Annotated in this window: 9 protein-coding genes and 2 pseudogenes; 9 read left to right on the plus strand and 2 right to left on the minus strand. The window is 42.7% G+C overall.

The annotated features are described in order from the left end of the window. Nucleotides 1–3 precede the first annotated feature (3 nt). Nucleotides 4–1232 (plus strand): IS3-like element IS2 family transposase gene (locus tag QUE34_RS06330; protein WP_088895425.1). Its coding sequence is split into 2 segments (ribosomal slippage): nt 4–319 and nt 319–1232, totalling 1230 coding nucleotides; the frame shifts between segments, so codons are not numbered across the junction. 11 nt (nt 1233–1243) lie between these two features. Here the strand turns inward: QUE34_RS06330 and pgaA are convergent. Then, nucleotides 1244–2710, minus strand: a pseudogene (gene pgaA / locus QUE34_RS06335) (poly-beta-1,6 N-acetyl-D-glucosamine export porin PgaA); the annotation flags it as partial. A 589-nt stretch (nt 2711–3299) separates the two neighbouring features. Between pgaA and QUE34_RS06340 the strand changes: the two are divergent. Together QUE34_RS06340 and QUE34_RS06345 are read left to right on the plus strand one after the other, a co-directional pair. Further along, nucleotides 3300–4667, plus strand: coding sequence for a GGDEF domain-containing protein (locus tag QUE34_RS06340; protein ID WP_105268733.1), 1368 nt, complete (start codon nt 3300–3302; stop codon nt 4665–4667). Nucleotides 4668–4944: 277 nt separating this feature from the next. Then, complete coding sequence (locus QUE34_RS06345; RefSeq protein WP_000279869.1) at nt 4945–6147, plus strand: tyrosine-type recombinase/integrase; 1203 nt, start codon at nt 4945–4947, stop codon at nt 6145–6147. A 186-nt stretch (nt 6148–6333) separates the two neighbouring features. On the opposite strand, the gene QUE34_RS06350 is transcribed toward QUE34_RS06345, so the two are convergent. Further along, on the minus strand, nt 6334–8151 hold the full coding sequence (locus QUE34_RS06350) for a hypothetical protein (protein ID WP_047082477.1): 1818 nt from the start codon (nt 8149–8151) through the stop codon (nt 6334–6336). 196 nt (nt 8152–8347) lie between these two features. Between QUE34_RS06350 and QUE34_RS06355 the strand changes: the two are divergent. The 6 genes and pseudogenes from QUE34_RS06355 to QUE34_RS06380 all read left to right on the plus strand — a co-directional run bounded on the left by QUE34_RS06355 (nt 8348) and on the right by QUE34_RS06380 (nt 15534). Beyond that, a pseudogene (locus tag QUE34_RS06355) lies at nt 8348–9040 on the plus strand (IS1 family transposase). Nucleotides 9041–9262: 222 nt separating this feature from the next. After that, nucleotides 9263–9559 carry a helix-turn-helix transcriptional regulator gene (locus QUE34_RS06360; protein WP_001303889.1) on the plus strand — a complete coding sequence of 99 codons (297 nt, stop codon included), beginning with the start codon at nt 9263–9265 and terminating at the stop codon, nt 9557–9559. Between the two features lie 307 nt (nt 9560–9866). Continuing rightward, nucleotides 9867–9983, plus strand: coding sequence for a hypothetical protein (locus QUE34_RS06365; RefSeq protein ID WP_001451890.1), 117 nt, complete (start codon nt 9867–9869; stop codon nt 9981–9983). Nucleotides 9984–10201: 218 nt separating this feature from the next. Next, nucleotides 10202–11635 carry a YfjI family protein gene (locus tag QUE34_RS06370; protein WP_000335695.1) on the plus strand — a complete coding sequence of 478 codons (1434 nt, stop codon included), beginning with the start codon at nt 10202–10204 and terminating at the stop codon, nt 11633–11635. 820 nt (nt 11636–12455) lie between these two features. Then, complete coding sequence (locus QUE34_RS06375) at nt 12456–13019, plus strand: YagK/YfjJ domain-containing protein (protein ID WP_286338943.1); 564 nt, start codon at nt 12456–12458, stop codon at nt 13017–13019. A 154-nt stretch (nt 13020–13173) separates the two neighbouring features. After that, nucleotides 13174–15534, plus strand: a complete 2361-nt coding sequence (locus QUE34_RS06380) for a TOTE conflict system archaeo-eukaryotic primase domain-containing protein (RefSeq protein WP_047082478.1) — start codon at nt 13174–13176, stop codon at nt 15532–15534. The last annotated feature ends 90 nt before the right edge of the window (nt 15535–15624 follow it).

Here is a 15624-nt window from a genome sequence, read left to right on the forward strand (position 1 = left end):
CAGATGATTGATGTCTTAGGGCCGGAGAAACGCAGACGGCGTACCACACAGGAAAAGATCGCAATTGTTCAGCAGAGCTTTGAACCGGGGATGACGGTCTCCCTCGTTGCCCGGCAACATGGTGTAGCAGCCAGCCAGTTATTTCTCTGGCGTAAGCAATACCAGGAAGGAAGTCTTACTGCTGTCGCCGCCGGAGAACAGGTTGTTCCTGCCTCTGAACTTGCTGCCGCCATGAAGCAGATTAAAGAACTCCAGCGCCTGCTCGGCAAGAAAACGATGGAAAATGAACTCCTCAAAGAAGCCGTTGAATATGGACGGGCAAAAAAGTGGATAGCGCACGCGCCCTTATTGCCCGGGGATGGGGAGTAAGCTTAGTCAGCCGTTGTCTCCGGGTGTCGCGTGCGCAGTTGCACGTCATTCTCAGACGAACCGATGACTGGATGGATGGCCGCCGCAGTCGTCACACTGATGATACGGATGTGCTTCTCCGTATACACCATGTTATCGGAGAGCTGCCCACGTATGGTTATCGTCGGGTATGGGCGCTGCTTCGCAGACAGGCAGAACTTGATGGTATGCCTGCGATCAATGCCAAACGTGTTTACCGGATCATGCGCCAGAATGCGCTGTTGCTTGAGCGAAAACCTGCTGTACCGCCATCGAAACGGGCACATACAGGCAGAGTGGCCGTGAAAGAAAGCAATCAGCGATGGTGCTCTGACGGGTTCGAGTTCTGCTGTGATAACGGAGAGAGACTGCGTGTCACGTTCGCGCTGGACTGCTGTGATCGTGAGGCACTGCACTGGGCGGTGACTACTGGCGGCTTCAACAGTGAAACAGTACAGGACGTCATGCTGGGAGCGGTGGAACGCCGCTTCGGCAACGATCTTCCGTCGTCTCCAGTGGAGTGGCTGACGGATAATGGTTCATGCTACCGGGCTAATGAAACACGCCAGTTCGCCCGGATGTTGGGACTTGAACCGAAGAACACGGCGGTGCGGAGTCCGGAGAGTAACGGAATAGCAGAGAGCTTCGTGAAAACGATAAAGCGTGACTACATCAGTATCATGCCCAAACCAGACGGGTTAACGGCAGCAAAGAACCTTGCAGAGGCGTTCGAGCATTATAACGAATGGCATCCGCATAGTGCGCTGGGTTATCGCTCGCCACGGGAATATCTGCGGCAGCGGGCTTGTAATGGGTTAAGTGATAACAGATGTCTGGAAATATAGGGGCAAATCCACGCTGCCTGCTGCCATTCTTGTAACGTTAATGCTGTCCAGGCTTGTTCAACCTCCAGATTAATATTACGTGGCTCGATCACTTCTGCTTTTTTTAATTCATTTTCTGCCGCACGAGGCCAACCGCGGGCTTGTAACACACTCGCGTAATCAATGCGCAGTCCCTGATTTCCTGGTGCGTTATAAGCAAGCTCTCTGGCTGTCATTTCAGCCTGAGGAAGATCATTACTATATTTTGCTACGGTTGAGAGAAACGAATGCCCCTGTAACCAGGTATCATTCGGGATGCTCGTAGGCGTGCCCATTAACCGAAGGAAAGGCGGCGAAGTATTAATGGTATGTTGGGTGACAGTTAGCGCGCCGGGATAATTTTCACTCTCCAGGTGGCTGTAAAAGAGATCCGCAAGTTCTTCATCGGATAAATCCGGGGCAATGGTCTCCTTGTGATAAAAGAGCTCTGTCATTATTGACTGTGCTTTTTTTGGCTGATGTTCTTTGAGATAAGCCGACGCAACCCAATATTGCGCCCAGGGCGGAATAATTTGCCCCGTCTTTTTTAAACGCTGATAGTGAGAAATAACGTCTTTATAACGATCGCGAGTTAATAACGCGCCAAGATGATCAATCTGAATACGCTGGTACTGGGCAGTGCGGTCAGGGTTATCATGCCACAGAATTTCTAATGCAGCGTATTGGGCGAGGGCGCGATCGGCAATGGCATAACGTTCACTTTCACTGCGCGTAGGCATAAACGACAGTCTGACCAGTTCGGCATGAATATCAGCGCGAATATCTGGCGTTAAATTGGCATCGTCAATCGCGGCAGCAAGTTGATTATTCCGTAATGCCTGCACGTATTCTGTGGGATATTGTTGCGTTAAGGCATTTTCAGGTAATGACCCTGTCATCGCCCGTAATTCATCCTCATGCCGCCCCGCCAGTTTATAGATATAGGCTTCTGCGAGTAAATTAGCTTTGTCCGGTGCTCCAGAGTTAAGCTGCTTAAGTTTAACCAGCGCAGAATCATAGTGACCCGCATCTGCCAGGGTTAAAATTTGTCCCCGTTGATAATCCTTATTTTGCGACTCCAGAGAGAGTGCCTTTTGCCACAGTGTAAGCGAGTTTTGCCATTGTTGCAGGTTACGATAAGCGACGGCGACAGCTGCATAACCACGCGCTGGTAATTGCTGATGACGGTAGCGGTTGTAAACGGTAATAACCTGTTTATCTTGCCCGGCCCATAAGGCAATCTGTAACCAGTCAGCAATTTGGTTATTACTGAGTGCTGATTTTTGTGCAAACCATAACAAAGCTGGCTGAGTATTTCCCTTGCGAGCTTCGATAATCAATGCATCATAGGCATTATTAACAGCACTCTTCGCCGCGGGACTCGCTGCTAAAAATGCGGCAGTAAGAATTTTCAAAGCCCATTTGGTTTTCGGACACCTTTTTCTGCTACTTGAATACATCCTGTATTACTCCATGTATTGCCGAAATCTCTCTCTGTATCTAATTACAGGTAACTGAAACGAAAGATATTTTTTTTGCACATCATAATCCGTTATTAAACGCGGAAGAGAGACGTGAATTGTTGATGATGAGAAGAAGAAATGATGAGTAGAGTATCCATATAAAATCCTTTTCTCGCCCGAAAATCCATTCCAATGATGAGGAACTTCAGGAATACGGCATAAATCCCAATGCCTTTTTCAAAATAAATTAGGATTAAAATAATTAAATCAGTAAATTCCGATGCATGATATCGGATTTTTCGAAAGTCCTGATGAAATGCAGTGTTACTGTACTCACGGATTCAATTGTTATTCCTAATATATCTATGAATTAATGTTTTATAAGGATTTCCTTATAACCATTTATATGTATTTGCAAGCCTGTCTTGTCGCGAAGAATGTATAAAGCACTAAGGTAATAATAATTGCGGTCTGCAACTATCATCATTGGTATTGTTTGTGGTGGATTTTTATATTGACAACAGTACAGTTCTTATATCTATTAGTGACAGAAAGGGATCTACAACCTACAGATTGGTGTAGCTTTATGGAAAAAGACTATTTGGGAATTAGTAGTACTGTATTGGTGAGCTTATTGTTTGGGCTTGCATTCGTTTTGGTAAATAGTTGGTTTAATCAGCCAACCGTTGAGGAGGTTGTTCCACGATCAACCTATCTAATGGTTATGATTGCTTTATTTTTTATCGATACCGTTGCATTTATTTTCATGCAATTGTATTTCATTTATGATCGTGTGCAATTTTCAAACTGTATACTTAGTTTAGCGTTTCTGAGTTGTTTGATTTACTTTGTTAAAACTGCCATTATCATTCAGCAATTTATTGAGGGGCATTTGATAAGCAGCGTTGTACAAAATGATATTGCAATTTATTATTTGTTTCGTCAGATGAGTTTGTGCATGTTAATATTGCTAGCGCTGGTGAATAAAGTTAGTGAAAACAATAAGAAACGCTGTTTTTTTTCCAAAAAAATGACATTGTGTATAAGCCTATTTTTTATTTTTGGGGGGGCGGCAGTTGCTCACATGCTAAGTAGTCATTATGATGACTACAGTTTACATATTGCCGAGTTAACAAATGAAAATGGTCAGGTAGTCTGGAAAACCTCATATGTTACCATAATGATTTTCATGTGGTTAATCTTGCTTTTGGTTAATCTATACTTTAATGGTTTACGCTGTGATATCTGGAATGGAGTATCAGTGATTGCTTTCTGTGCCGTGCTGTATAATATCTCTCTGTTATTTATGAGCAGGTATAGTGTGTCCACTTGGTATATTAGCCGCACTATTGAAGTAGTCAGTAAATTAACCGTTATGGTAATATTTATGTGCCATATTTTCAGTGCGCTACGAGTAACAAAGAACATTGCCCATCGCGATCCATTAACTAATATATTTAACAGGAATTATTTTTTCAATGAACTGAAGGCTCAATCAGCATCAGCCCAAAAAACGTCTTATTGTGTCATGATTATAGATATCGATCACTTTAAAAAAGTTAACGATACGTGGGGGCATCCGGTTGGCGATCAGGTGATAAAAACAGTGGTGAGCATCATTGGGAAAAGCATACGACCAAATGACCTTTTAGCACGCGTTGGCGGCGAAGAGTTTGGCGTCTTGCTGACGGAGACCGATACTGAAAGCGCGAAAGTTTTAGCCGAAAGGATAAGGGCAAATGTAGAGCGTTTGACAGGCGATAATCCTGAATACGCCATACCGCAAAAAGTGACGATTAGCATTGGCGCTGTGGTGACTCAGGGAAGTGCGTTAAATCCGAATGAAATCTATCGAATGGCTGATAATGCACTATATGAAGCGAAAGAAACCGGACGTAATAAGATAGTTGTAAAAGAGGCAGAAATTCTTATCAACTGCAAGGATGATGATTGAGTTTGTCGCCAGTTGTCGAACCCCGGTCGGGGCTTTTCATCCCCCGGTGTGTGCAATATACGAAAAAAAAGCCCGTACCTTCGTACGAGCTCTTCTTTAAAGATGGCGGTGAGGGGGACCGCCTGAAATAAATCTGACTTAATCCAGGGGTGTTATATAATTTCATTATAAACAATGTATTACACTTTTTGTTGTCCGATATTATCTAATGTATTCTTAGTGAAGCGAGAGACTAATGGCATACTGGATGGCATACCAGAGTGACGGGAATTAGCGTATGGCAGTATTGACGGATACGAAAGCAAGACATATCAAACCTGATGACAAACCATTGCCCCATGGGGGAATTACCGGACTGACCCTTCATCCTTCTTCAGTAAAGGGGCGGGGGAAATGGGTTTTTCGTTATGTAAGTCCGGTGACACAAAAAAGACGTAATGCTGGATTGGGAACTTACCCAGAGGTCAGTATTGCTGAAGCTGCACGTACTGCCCGGATAATGCGAGAGCAACTTGCTGCAGGTGATGATCCTCTGGAGATTAAAAAGGCTGAATCTGAGAAAGTCGCTATCCCAACATTTGCCGATGCAGCCAGGCGTGTACATGCAGAACTGTCTCCTGGATGGGAAAATCCAAAGCATGTAAGGCAGTGGTTATCGACGCTTGAGAATTACGCGTTTCCTCAACTGGGAGCAAAAACGCTGGATTCGATTACGGCTGCGGACGTGGCAGAAACACTGCGTCCAGTCTGGTTAACCTTGTCAGAAACGGCAAGCCGGGTTAAACAGCGCATTCATGTTGTTATGCAGTGGGGATGGGCGCACGGTTTTTGTGTAGCAAATCCTGTTGATGTGGTTGACCATTTGCTTCCTCAGCAGACAAGAGGACGTGATGAACACCAACCCGCAATGCCCTGGAGGCAGTTACCGCTTTTTGTGGCGACCAGTGTGTATACCGATGAACCTTATAATGTTACCCGCGCACTGTTATTAATGGTGATACTTACAGCAACTCGCTCGGGCGAAGCCAGGGGAATGCGCTGGGCTGAAATTGATTTTCATAAGCGGGTATGGACTATACCTGCAGAAAGAATGAAAGCCAGGATACAGCATCGTGTTCCTTTATCCCGGCAGGCTATTTACATTCTGGAAAATATACGTGGCCTGCATGATGAACTGGTGTTCCCTTCACCCAGAAAGCAGCAGATCCTTTCCGATATGGTGTTGACAAGTTTTCTGCGTAAAAAGAAAGCCGTCAGTGACATTCCGGGGCGAGTTGCCACGGCACATGGTTTTCGCTCAACATTCAGGGACTGGTGTAGCGAACAGGGGTATTCGCGGGATCTGGCGGAAAGGGCGCTCGCTCATACGCTGAAAAATAAGGTTGAGGCGGCATATCATCGTACTGATCTACTGGAGCAGCGTGTACCGATGATGCAGGCATGGGCGGATTATGTGATGTCTCAAATTGTGAATAAATAATAGTGAAAATGTATATTGTACGATCATGATTTGATATGTGATCGTAGCAGTAGTAATTAAGAAACCGCTTTTATGTCAAATGTATTGAGCTGATAATTATCAGATCGTCAGGAAAGCGTATTTTGATTAACAGGGGATTACTTAACAATCCCCTTTTTATAAAAAATAATTTGCCTGTTTAACTCTTCACTCCTGCTGAGACTGAATTATTCCTAGTGCGTCATAAATCAGTCTTCTGCGTAGTTTATTGTTTTTATCTGCACCATATAACATAAATATATTTTCAGCTTTTTCTTCAGGTGTTCTGAGATAATGGATAAGAAAGGTTATCATTCCAACACAATGGAATAAAGTGAATCCATCAAACAGGCTTATCAGGTTTCCTTTTTTTTCCCGTGTTGTAAGTATTTTTTCGCGGGTAAGAATATTTGCCAGTTCATGGGGGGCTGATATGTTTCTGCTGTCTATAATGTCATTTATTTTACCAAGGGCTATATCAACTTCCTGTAATAGGTTATTTATCATAGCTGAGTGAATGTTATTGGTTTCATGTTCCTGACAGTTTATGAACTTATAAATCATTGAGTTATACAGAAATATTACTCTTCCTAATAAATATGTGTTTGTGTCATTTTGAAGACAGGACTCTGGGTATTCGTGATCCAGTGAAATAAGGTTAATGGACTCGCCCTGATAAGTCATAAAATAATTGATGTCATTTAATAATGCTCGGATATTTACATGATTTTTACTGAATTTTATTTTAAATGCTATCTTTAGTATAGCAAACGCGGCAATGATAAATCCAAAAGGTAATTTCTCATAGTTCAGTTTATTGATGGTGCGATGAACACTTTCAGTCTTTCCTGAAGTAAGTTGTCTCAAACAGTTAACAAATTCTGTATAGCCATTTAAGACATAATGGCATGAAGAATCTTTTAAAGAGTTTTCTATGTTTTGTAATGTGACGCCGTTGTTCAATGTATAAATGTAACCGCCAAAGACAATGTTTTCAATCTCAACGACACAATTTATTGTTTTTTGTTCAGGATAAAGATAAATATCAGAAATACTATAGTCTCGTATTGCGTCAATGGCATCCCACGATAATGCACTGTCAATTTTCAGTGTATAAAATGGTGAGTTCTCATTAGGAAAGTAATATATGTATTTGTTCAGTATATTCATTACATCTATTGGGTTGGTTAAATATAATAACTGGCATTCATATTCTGAAACTTCTCTTTCGCTTATCAGCATTTTATATAAAGTTGCCAGGGTGCTTGTTAATGAAGTTCGTCTTTCGAAAGCCAGTAATATAGTGAGATAATAACATGCAACCTGAACTTTATCTAAGTCAGAAATTATTTTTTCCTTGTCTTCATTACTTAAATAAAGCAGATGTTTACAGGTTTCTTTGCATGTGTTGATAGTTGCGATAAGTTTTGTTTTTCCTGGTGTACTGTTTTTGCGAATATTACGAATGAATTCATATACGCCATCAAAGATATCTTTGAAATGCGCATTCGCTGGCGTGTATCCGGATAAACATAACTTAACGTAATTTCGCAGATATGTCCTTGCAGCATGATATATATCATCCTCATTATCCGGTATCTGAGTGAGAAAAGAATGAATATGATAGTAAAATGCCATCTCATTATCCGGGCGATATGTGTTCCTGATGTCGAGTGCGAGAATCATTGGTACAATGTCATTAAAATATTTTTGTTTTATTATTTGATGTGTTTTGTCTGTAAAAACAGAATAGTGCATTAGCTTAACATAGAGATCTTCATATCTCCTAAATATAACTTTTCGTTGTTCTTTACTCAATACTTGTTCTTTATCAATAATGTTTATTAATTCATCAAACATGTCGCCCAGTGAATGTTGATGTGAGGAAAAATTTTTAATATTTCGGATGTCACGGCTATTCTGGTTTTTAGCCAGAACACCAAAACATGAAAAGACATCATACATTATAGTGATAAAATTATACATAACATTCTCCTTTTATTGCACTATATAAAATTTTAACATTATATCATTTTGCTTTTCTGTTAACTGGTTTTCATTTTTGAATCAATATTTTCTGAACAGGGTAATAGTACACGTATTAACAGATTATGTCAGAAGGCCCCGGTGATGCCTTCTGACGATAGATTAATGTTGTATTCTATTGGTATCTGGAGACCATATGGCAACAGTTACAGTATATTCTCCCCGCTGTAATTCCTATAAAGTGTACCGTTATGATCACAGCACCTCAGATCATGAGCGTTTCCAGTGCTAATCCTGCAAACGTGTATTTCAACTGAATTACATCTACGAAACCCGAAAACCAGGCATTAAAGAGCAAATTGTTGAAATGGTTCATAACGGAGCCGGGGTTCGCGATAGCTCCAGAACGCTGAAGGTGGATATCAACACCGTCATTCTCACTTTAAAAAACGCTCACCACGTAAAGTAACCATATCTCCAGCCGCCAGTGTCGATGTGGCACTTATCTGTGAACTTGATGAACAATGGAGTTTTGTCGAAAACAAAGCTCGTCAGCAGTGGCACTGGTACGCGTATAAGACCAAAGCTGACGGTGTGCTGGCTTACACTTTTGGTCCTCGCACTGATGAAACATGCCGTGAGTTGCCGGAATTCCTGAAGCCATTCTCCGCAGGCATGATAACCAGAGACAACCGGAGCAGTTATACCAGAGAAATGCCACAGGATAAGCATCTTGTCGGCAAGATATTTACCCGGCGCATTGAGCGCAACAATCTGACACTTCGTACTCACATCAAACGACCTGCCCGGAAAACGATTTGCTTTTTACGCTCCCTGGAAATTCACGAAAAGCCATTGGTTCATTTATCGAAAACACATGTACTACTGACAGGAGTCATTACCAGGGCCTCTTTTGCTGTTTTTTTGCCATGAATGATAATGAGAATCGACAGCGATAAGGGAAAAGTAAAATAACACTAATGCTGTCGTTTTCTATCATATTGATTTTTAATTATTTATTGTCTTTTTTCTCAACCCATTTTTTTACGCAGACAAATTTACCCGGGGAATACAAACTGTAACGACAGTTCACCACACTATGGGGGATAAAATGCCAGATCAATCCGGACACTGCAGGACTCCTTCACGCATCTTACGGATGCCTGAACTGAGCCAATTGTTAGGTATATCTCGTTCGACAATTTACGAAAAAATGAATCCGTTATCGAAATACTACGATGCAACCTTCCCCAGGCCGGTACGTCTTGGTAGTGGTTCTGTGGGCTGGCGTTCATCAGCTATTGACGAATGGCTTACTTTACATACTGTACCTGCCAGATCAGCAGTCAAAGGTGTTAATGACGAAGTGAGACATACGCTTTCTTCAGATATGACCATGAGCAGATAAGTTTTTGTCATCACGTGATCACCTCAGGAGGAAAAAGAAGCATAAGAACAATTTAGCCAGAAGTTTAATTGATAAACAGAATTTCCAGCATTCATTGTTGAAAGAGCAGCTATTGTCGCTATTGTAGCGGTAATTGCTGCTATAACCGAAACGTATTACGAAAAAGGAAGCATTTATGCCTTACATCAAACCGGATATGTCGTATTCAGTATATGCATGACCATCAATGATAGGGAAGGCAATAATTAAAGCTCAATACAATAAACAAGTACCTCTGACTCTGGTTGCAATGTCAGTATTAACAGCGATGTCAATTGCCTGTCAGAATCAGGTTGACGTATGCAGTCCCGGAAATTTACGTGGGGCCGTTAATATTTACACTATGGTTCTGGAGAAAGGGAAAAGACCGGGGGAAAGGTATTAGTGAAATAATTTCCGGAGGTATTAAGAATGAGAAATATGAATGATATTTCGTGGTGAATAATACAGTCTTCACTGAATTAACCTTATCGGTTTATTAAACATCAGATCTACAAATGCTCTGTATTTCTCAGAGCATCAGGTCTGAATAGCAGCTATTTTCGCTATTGTAGCGGGATTTGCTGCTATTTTACTAACCCATTAATGAAAAGAGAGGCTTTTATGTGCTTACTTGCACCAGAAAATCCTTATCCGATATATGCACTACCACCGCTGGTGAGAAATGCAATAATTGAAACTCAAAAAAATACACAGGCACCTTTGGCTATGGTGGCAACATCCGCATTAACAGCGATCTCAATTGCCTGTCAGAATCAGATTGACGTGTGCAGACCTGGAAATTTACATGGGCCTGTTAATCTTTACTCTCTGATTCTGGCTGATTCCGGTGAAAGGAAAACGACCGTGGATAAAGTGTTTATGAAAGCATTTTATCTCAGGGATGAAGCCCTGGCGGATGAATACGCGAAACTGGTTGAGAATTACAGTACAGAAAAGGAAATATGGGAGCAAAAACAAAAAGCGCTGGAATCAAAATTTCATAAAGAGATTCGTGCCGGTAAAGATTACAAGGCAACAGAATCAGAGCTTGAAACGCATCTGAATAAACCTCCTGTTCCGCCGCAGATACGTCGAACAATTTTTAATGAGACAACGATAGAGGGAATGTTAAAATATTACTCCGATAGCAATCGCTCTTTTGCTCTTGTATCCAGTGAAGGGGGGGTAATTTTTGACAGCCGGGCCATGAGTAAACTGGGAATTATTAACACTTTGTGGGATGGAGGTTCTCTTTTCATCGACAGGAAATCATCTCCCGGAATTAATTTGAAGGAGCCAAGACTGACGATATCGGTGATGATTCAGCCTGATGTTTACCACAAAGGTTTTTGTACGCGAAAAAAAGAAATTGTGAAAACGTCAGGACATCATGCAAGGTTTTTGATGTGTCAACCAACATCAACGCAGGGGACAAGGATAATAACCGGAGATAATTATTCATCACAGTATCAGGATTTGTTTGAAGAGAGGATCAATGAGCTTATTGATGAAAGTCTGGCGATGAGTGGTGAACGACGTTGCCTTCACTTTTCTCCTCAGGCTGCCAGAATCTGGACGGATTATTACAATGATGTGGAATCGAAGCTGGGGGGATTGGGGCCTTTAAGACATTGCCGGGAATATGCTGCTAAAAATGCAGAGTATATGGCAAGACTGGCAGGACTTATTTACCATTCGAGCGGTGAAGAGGGGGAGATTTCCCCTTACACTGCAGAAATGGCGAGAGAATTAGCAATATGGTACGGTAATGAGTATGTGCGGTTGTCTAATCCGTTAACTTTTGACAACTCTGCCCTGACCGTACCTGTGCGACTCATTCCAGAGGAGCTTGAACTTTTCAACTGGATAAAAAGCTATTGTATTGAGAAGGGGATCCTCTGTATGAAAAAAAATGACATTTTACAGCGTGGTCCGAACCGTTTCCGGAAAAAGGATAAAATCAACTGGTTACTGGATTTACTGTATGAACAAAACAGAGTTGTACCGGTTATTGAGGGAAAAACGTTGTGTGTCGCACCTAACTTTGACCTCTGAACGACTTAATCGTTGAGTACATATAGTCTCCTCTGCTACTTGCGGAGGAGACTAATGTCTTTACCATGTCAGCGTTGTATTAGAAAACTCTGGTACAGGTCAGTCAGTAAATATAACTGGTGTAACCACTATTTACTATTGGATAGAGTGTTGCTCAGGATATTGTCGGCTTTAGTCTGAGGTGAGGTGGGGCCTTCATTGTTTTCGTGTTCAATAAATAATTTAGGTTAATTAGTATTATTAGTGGAAGTTATGTGATCTGTTATGTTGTCTTGTACGCACTTAACACTGGTTACGTACCGGAACACTATTAGAGTATGTTATGGCTCTGTTACAGTTTATAGGTATGAAAAAATATAATCTTTCCTGTATGAAATAATATTCTTATGGTGTGTGGGGTATGGTCTGTATACCATCATTTTTATGGTGAAGTTAAATATCTGTAGAGGCCTTAAGCTGGGTCGCTGTTTTTACTTAATGGTACAGAAGTATTAATAGCGGTGTTGCCTGTGGCTACCCGATACTGGCTTTTGTGAATGTCAGATTACTTCCTGTAAGTGATTGAATGGTACTTCCTTAAACTCAATTCTATGAGGTGTGTTTTTACCATTGTAATTCGTACTGGTCCTCAGTTTAAGTGAGTCTTACTGTACTCTGAAATATTACCTCTTTGGAGTAATGAGGTAATACGAAACAGTTTTATCAGGTTGTCTGTGCTGCTGGTTACCTCGTTTATTAATGCCGCGGTACGGCGTTTCTGTACTCTCAGTATTTATGTAATTCCACCTTCCTGTAACTTTTATAAAGTAAGGACTATAAAATGTATAATGCTAATCCCAATTACGAAATGGACTTCATGATTCTGAAAGACGTGAATGAACACATGGAAGGTCTGTTTCAACGTTTTTCTAAACTGTTACCTTTCAGAATTGATTTTGCCTACAGGAAAGACACGCCCAGTTTTGGTCATTCCTGTAGGCACAGTATGTGTATTGAAATGCACCGCTTACTTAGTGAAACCCAAACGATGCTGGCGGGATATTACTGGGTAATGGAATATACGTCAAACAAGGGACTTCATATTCATTTTATCGGCTACCTGGATGGGCAACGTCACAACAAATCTTATCGGATATCCAGGCAACTGGGAGATATCTGGAGGCGGATCAGGGAAGGGGAGGGTTATTTTCACCTGTGCAGGGCTAAAGACAAATACCCGGTGCGTATCGATCACGTAATTCACTATAGTGATAAATCTGCGGTAGACGACTTACGTTACGCCCTTAGCTATCTGGCCAAACAGGATCAGAAAGAACACGGTATTATTCTGAGGCGTAGCAGGCTTCCCGAAAAAAGTAACCGGGGCCGACCACGACATAACTGAATTACAGCTGTATTAGGTATTAGAATTAAGTTTCTGTAAGTTGTTGGGAGGTGCTTGAGTTAATAGGCAGAAGAGGGCGGGGCGCTTTGTCATCAGTGTAGGGGACCCGAATTTCTGCCGTGGTGCCTCAGTGGATCGGATACAGGTAACGAATATGGTTCATAAATCTGACAGTGATGAATTAGCTGCATTGAGGGCAGAAAATGCCCGTCTGGTCTCATTACTTGAAGCTCATGGGATTGAATGGCGACGTAAACCGCAGACTCCTGTGCAGCGCGTTTCTGTATTATCCACCGACGAGAAGGTTGCATTATTTCGTCGGTTGTTTCGTGGGCGTGATGATGTATGGGCACTTAGATGGGAAAGTAAAACCAGCGGCAAATCAGGGTACTCTCCTGCCTGCGCTAACGAATGGCAGGCGAGAATATGCGGTAAACCCCGGATAAAATGTGGGGACTGCGCTCACCGTCAGTTGATTCCTGTATCCGATCTCGTCATCTACCACCATCTGGCCGGTACCCATACTGTCGGGATGTATCCGTTGCTGGAAGATGATTCCTGTTATTTTCTGGCAGTTGATTTTGATGAAGCTGAATGGCAGAAGGATGCACCCGCATTCATGCGATCCTGTGATGAGCTGGGTGTACCTGCTGCGCTGGAAATATCCCGTTCACGTCAGGGGGCGCATGTCTGGATATTTTTTGCCTCACGAGTTTCGGCCCGCGAAGCTCGCCGTCTGGGGACTGCTATTATTAGCTATACGTGTAGTCGGACCCGACAGCTGCGATTGGGGTCTTATGACCGATTATTTCCTAATCAGGATACTATGCCAAAAGGGGGATTTGGTAATCTCATAGCGTTACCTCTGCAAAAAAGACCGCGTGAATTGGGGGGAAGCGTTTTTGTTGATATGAATCTCCAGCCTTATCCTGATCAGTGGGCTTTTCTTGTATCGGTGACCCCGATGAATGTGCAGGATATTGAACCGACGATATTACGGGCTACAGGGAGTATCCATCCTCTGGATGTGAATTTTATCAACGAAGAAGACCTGGGTACGCCGTGGGAAGAGAAAAAATCATCAGGAAACAGACTGAATATTTCTATTGCAGAACCGCTGAAAATCACGCTGGCAAACCAGATCTATTTCGAAAAAGCGCAATTACCTCAGGTGCTGATTAACCGACTTATTCGGCTGGCAGCATTTCCGAACCCTGAGTTTTATAAGGCTCAGGCAATGCGTATGTCAGTCTGGAATAAGCCCCGTGTTATAGGTTGTGCGGAGAATTACCCGCAACACATTGCGTTGCCCCGGGGATGTCTGGACAGCGTATTATCTTTCCTTAGGGACAACAATATTGCTGCAGAATTAATCGATAAACGATTTGCCGGGACGGAATGTAATGCCGTTTTTATGGGAAACCTCAGAGCGGAGCAGGAAGAGGCCGTTTCGGCATTACTCCGTTATGACACTGGTGTGCTTTGTGCGCCAACGGCTTTTGGTAAGACAGTTACCGCAGCGGCAGTGATTGCCAAGCGGAAAGTGAATACACTGATACTGGTACACCGGACTGAATTGCTGAAGCAGTGGCAGGAGCGTCTCGCGGTGTTTCTGCAGGCCGGTGACAGTATTGGTATTATCGGGGGAGGTAAACATAAACCCTGTGGCAATATTGATATTGCGGTGGTGCAGTCCATATCCAGACAAGGAGAAGTTGAACCTCTGGTCAGGAATTATGGGCAAATCATTGTGGATGAGTGCCATCATATTGGCGCGGTTTCATTTTCTGCGATTCTGAAGGAAACGAATGCCAGATATCTGCTTGGCCTGACGGCAACACCAATCCGACGGGATGGTCTGCATCCCATTATTTTTATGTACTGTGGTGCCATTCGCCATACAGCGGTCCGCCCGAAGGAAAGCCCACATAATCTGGAGGTACTGATCCGTTCCCGTTTTACATCTGGTCATTTACCATCGGATGCGAGAATCCAGGATATTTTCAGAGAAATTGCTCTGGATCATGACAGAACGGTGGCGATAGCTGAAGAAGCCATGAAAGCTTTCGGGCAGGGGCGAAAAGTTCTGGTACTGACTGAACGTACAGATCATCTGGATGAGATAGCATCAGTGATGAATTCACTGAAATTGTCTCCCTTTATTCTCCATGGTCGACTATCGAAAAAAAAGCGTGCGATGCTGATATCCGGGCTGAATGCTCTTCCTCCCGATTCTCCTCGAATTTTGTTGTCAACAGGCAGACTTATTGGTGAGGGATTTGACCACCCTCCGCTGGATACGCTGATTCTTGCCATGCCTGTGTCATGGAAAGGGACATTACAGCAGTATGCAGGGCGTCTTCACAGAGAGCATACCGGTAAAAGCGATGTCAGGATCATTGATTTTGTGGATACCGCGTATCCTGTGCTGCTCAGAATGTGGGATAAACGTCAGCGGGGTTATAAAGCGATGGGGTACAGGATTATAGCTGACGGCGATGAATCAGTGATTTAATTTTAAGGAGTACTTTACCCTTTTTAAATAATTTGAGCTCCCCGGGTTGTTCGGGCAACAAAGAGTCCCAGTATACAGGCTTCAGGAATA

Source organism: Escherichia sp. KS167_9B (assembly GCF_030295215.1).
Classification (GTDB): Bacteria; Pseudomonadota; Gammaproteobacteria; order Enterobacterales; family Enterobacteriaceae; genus Escherichia; species Escherichia coli_F.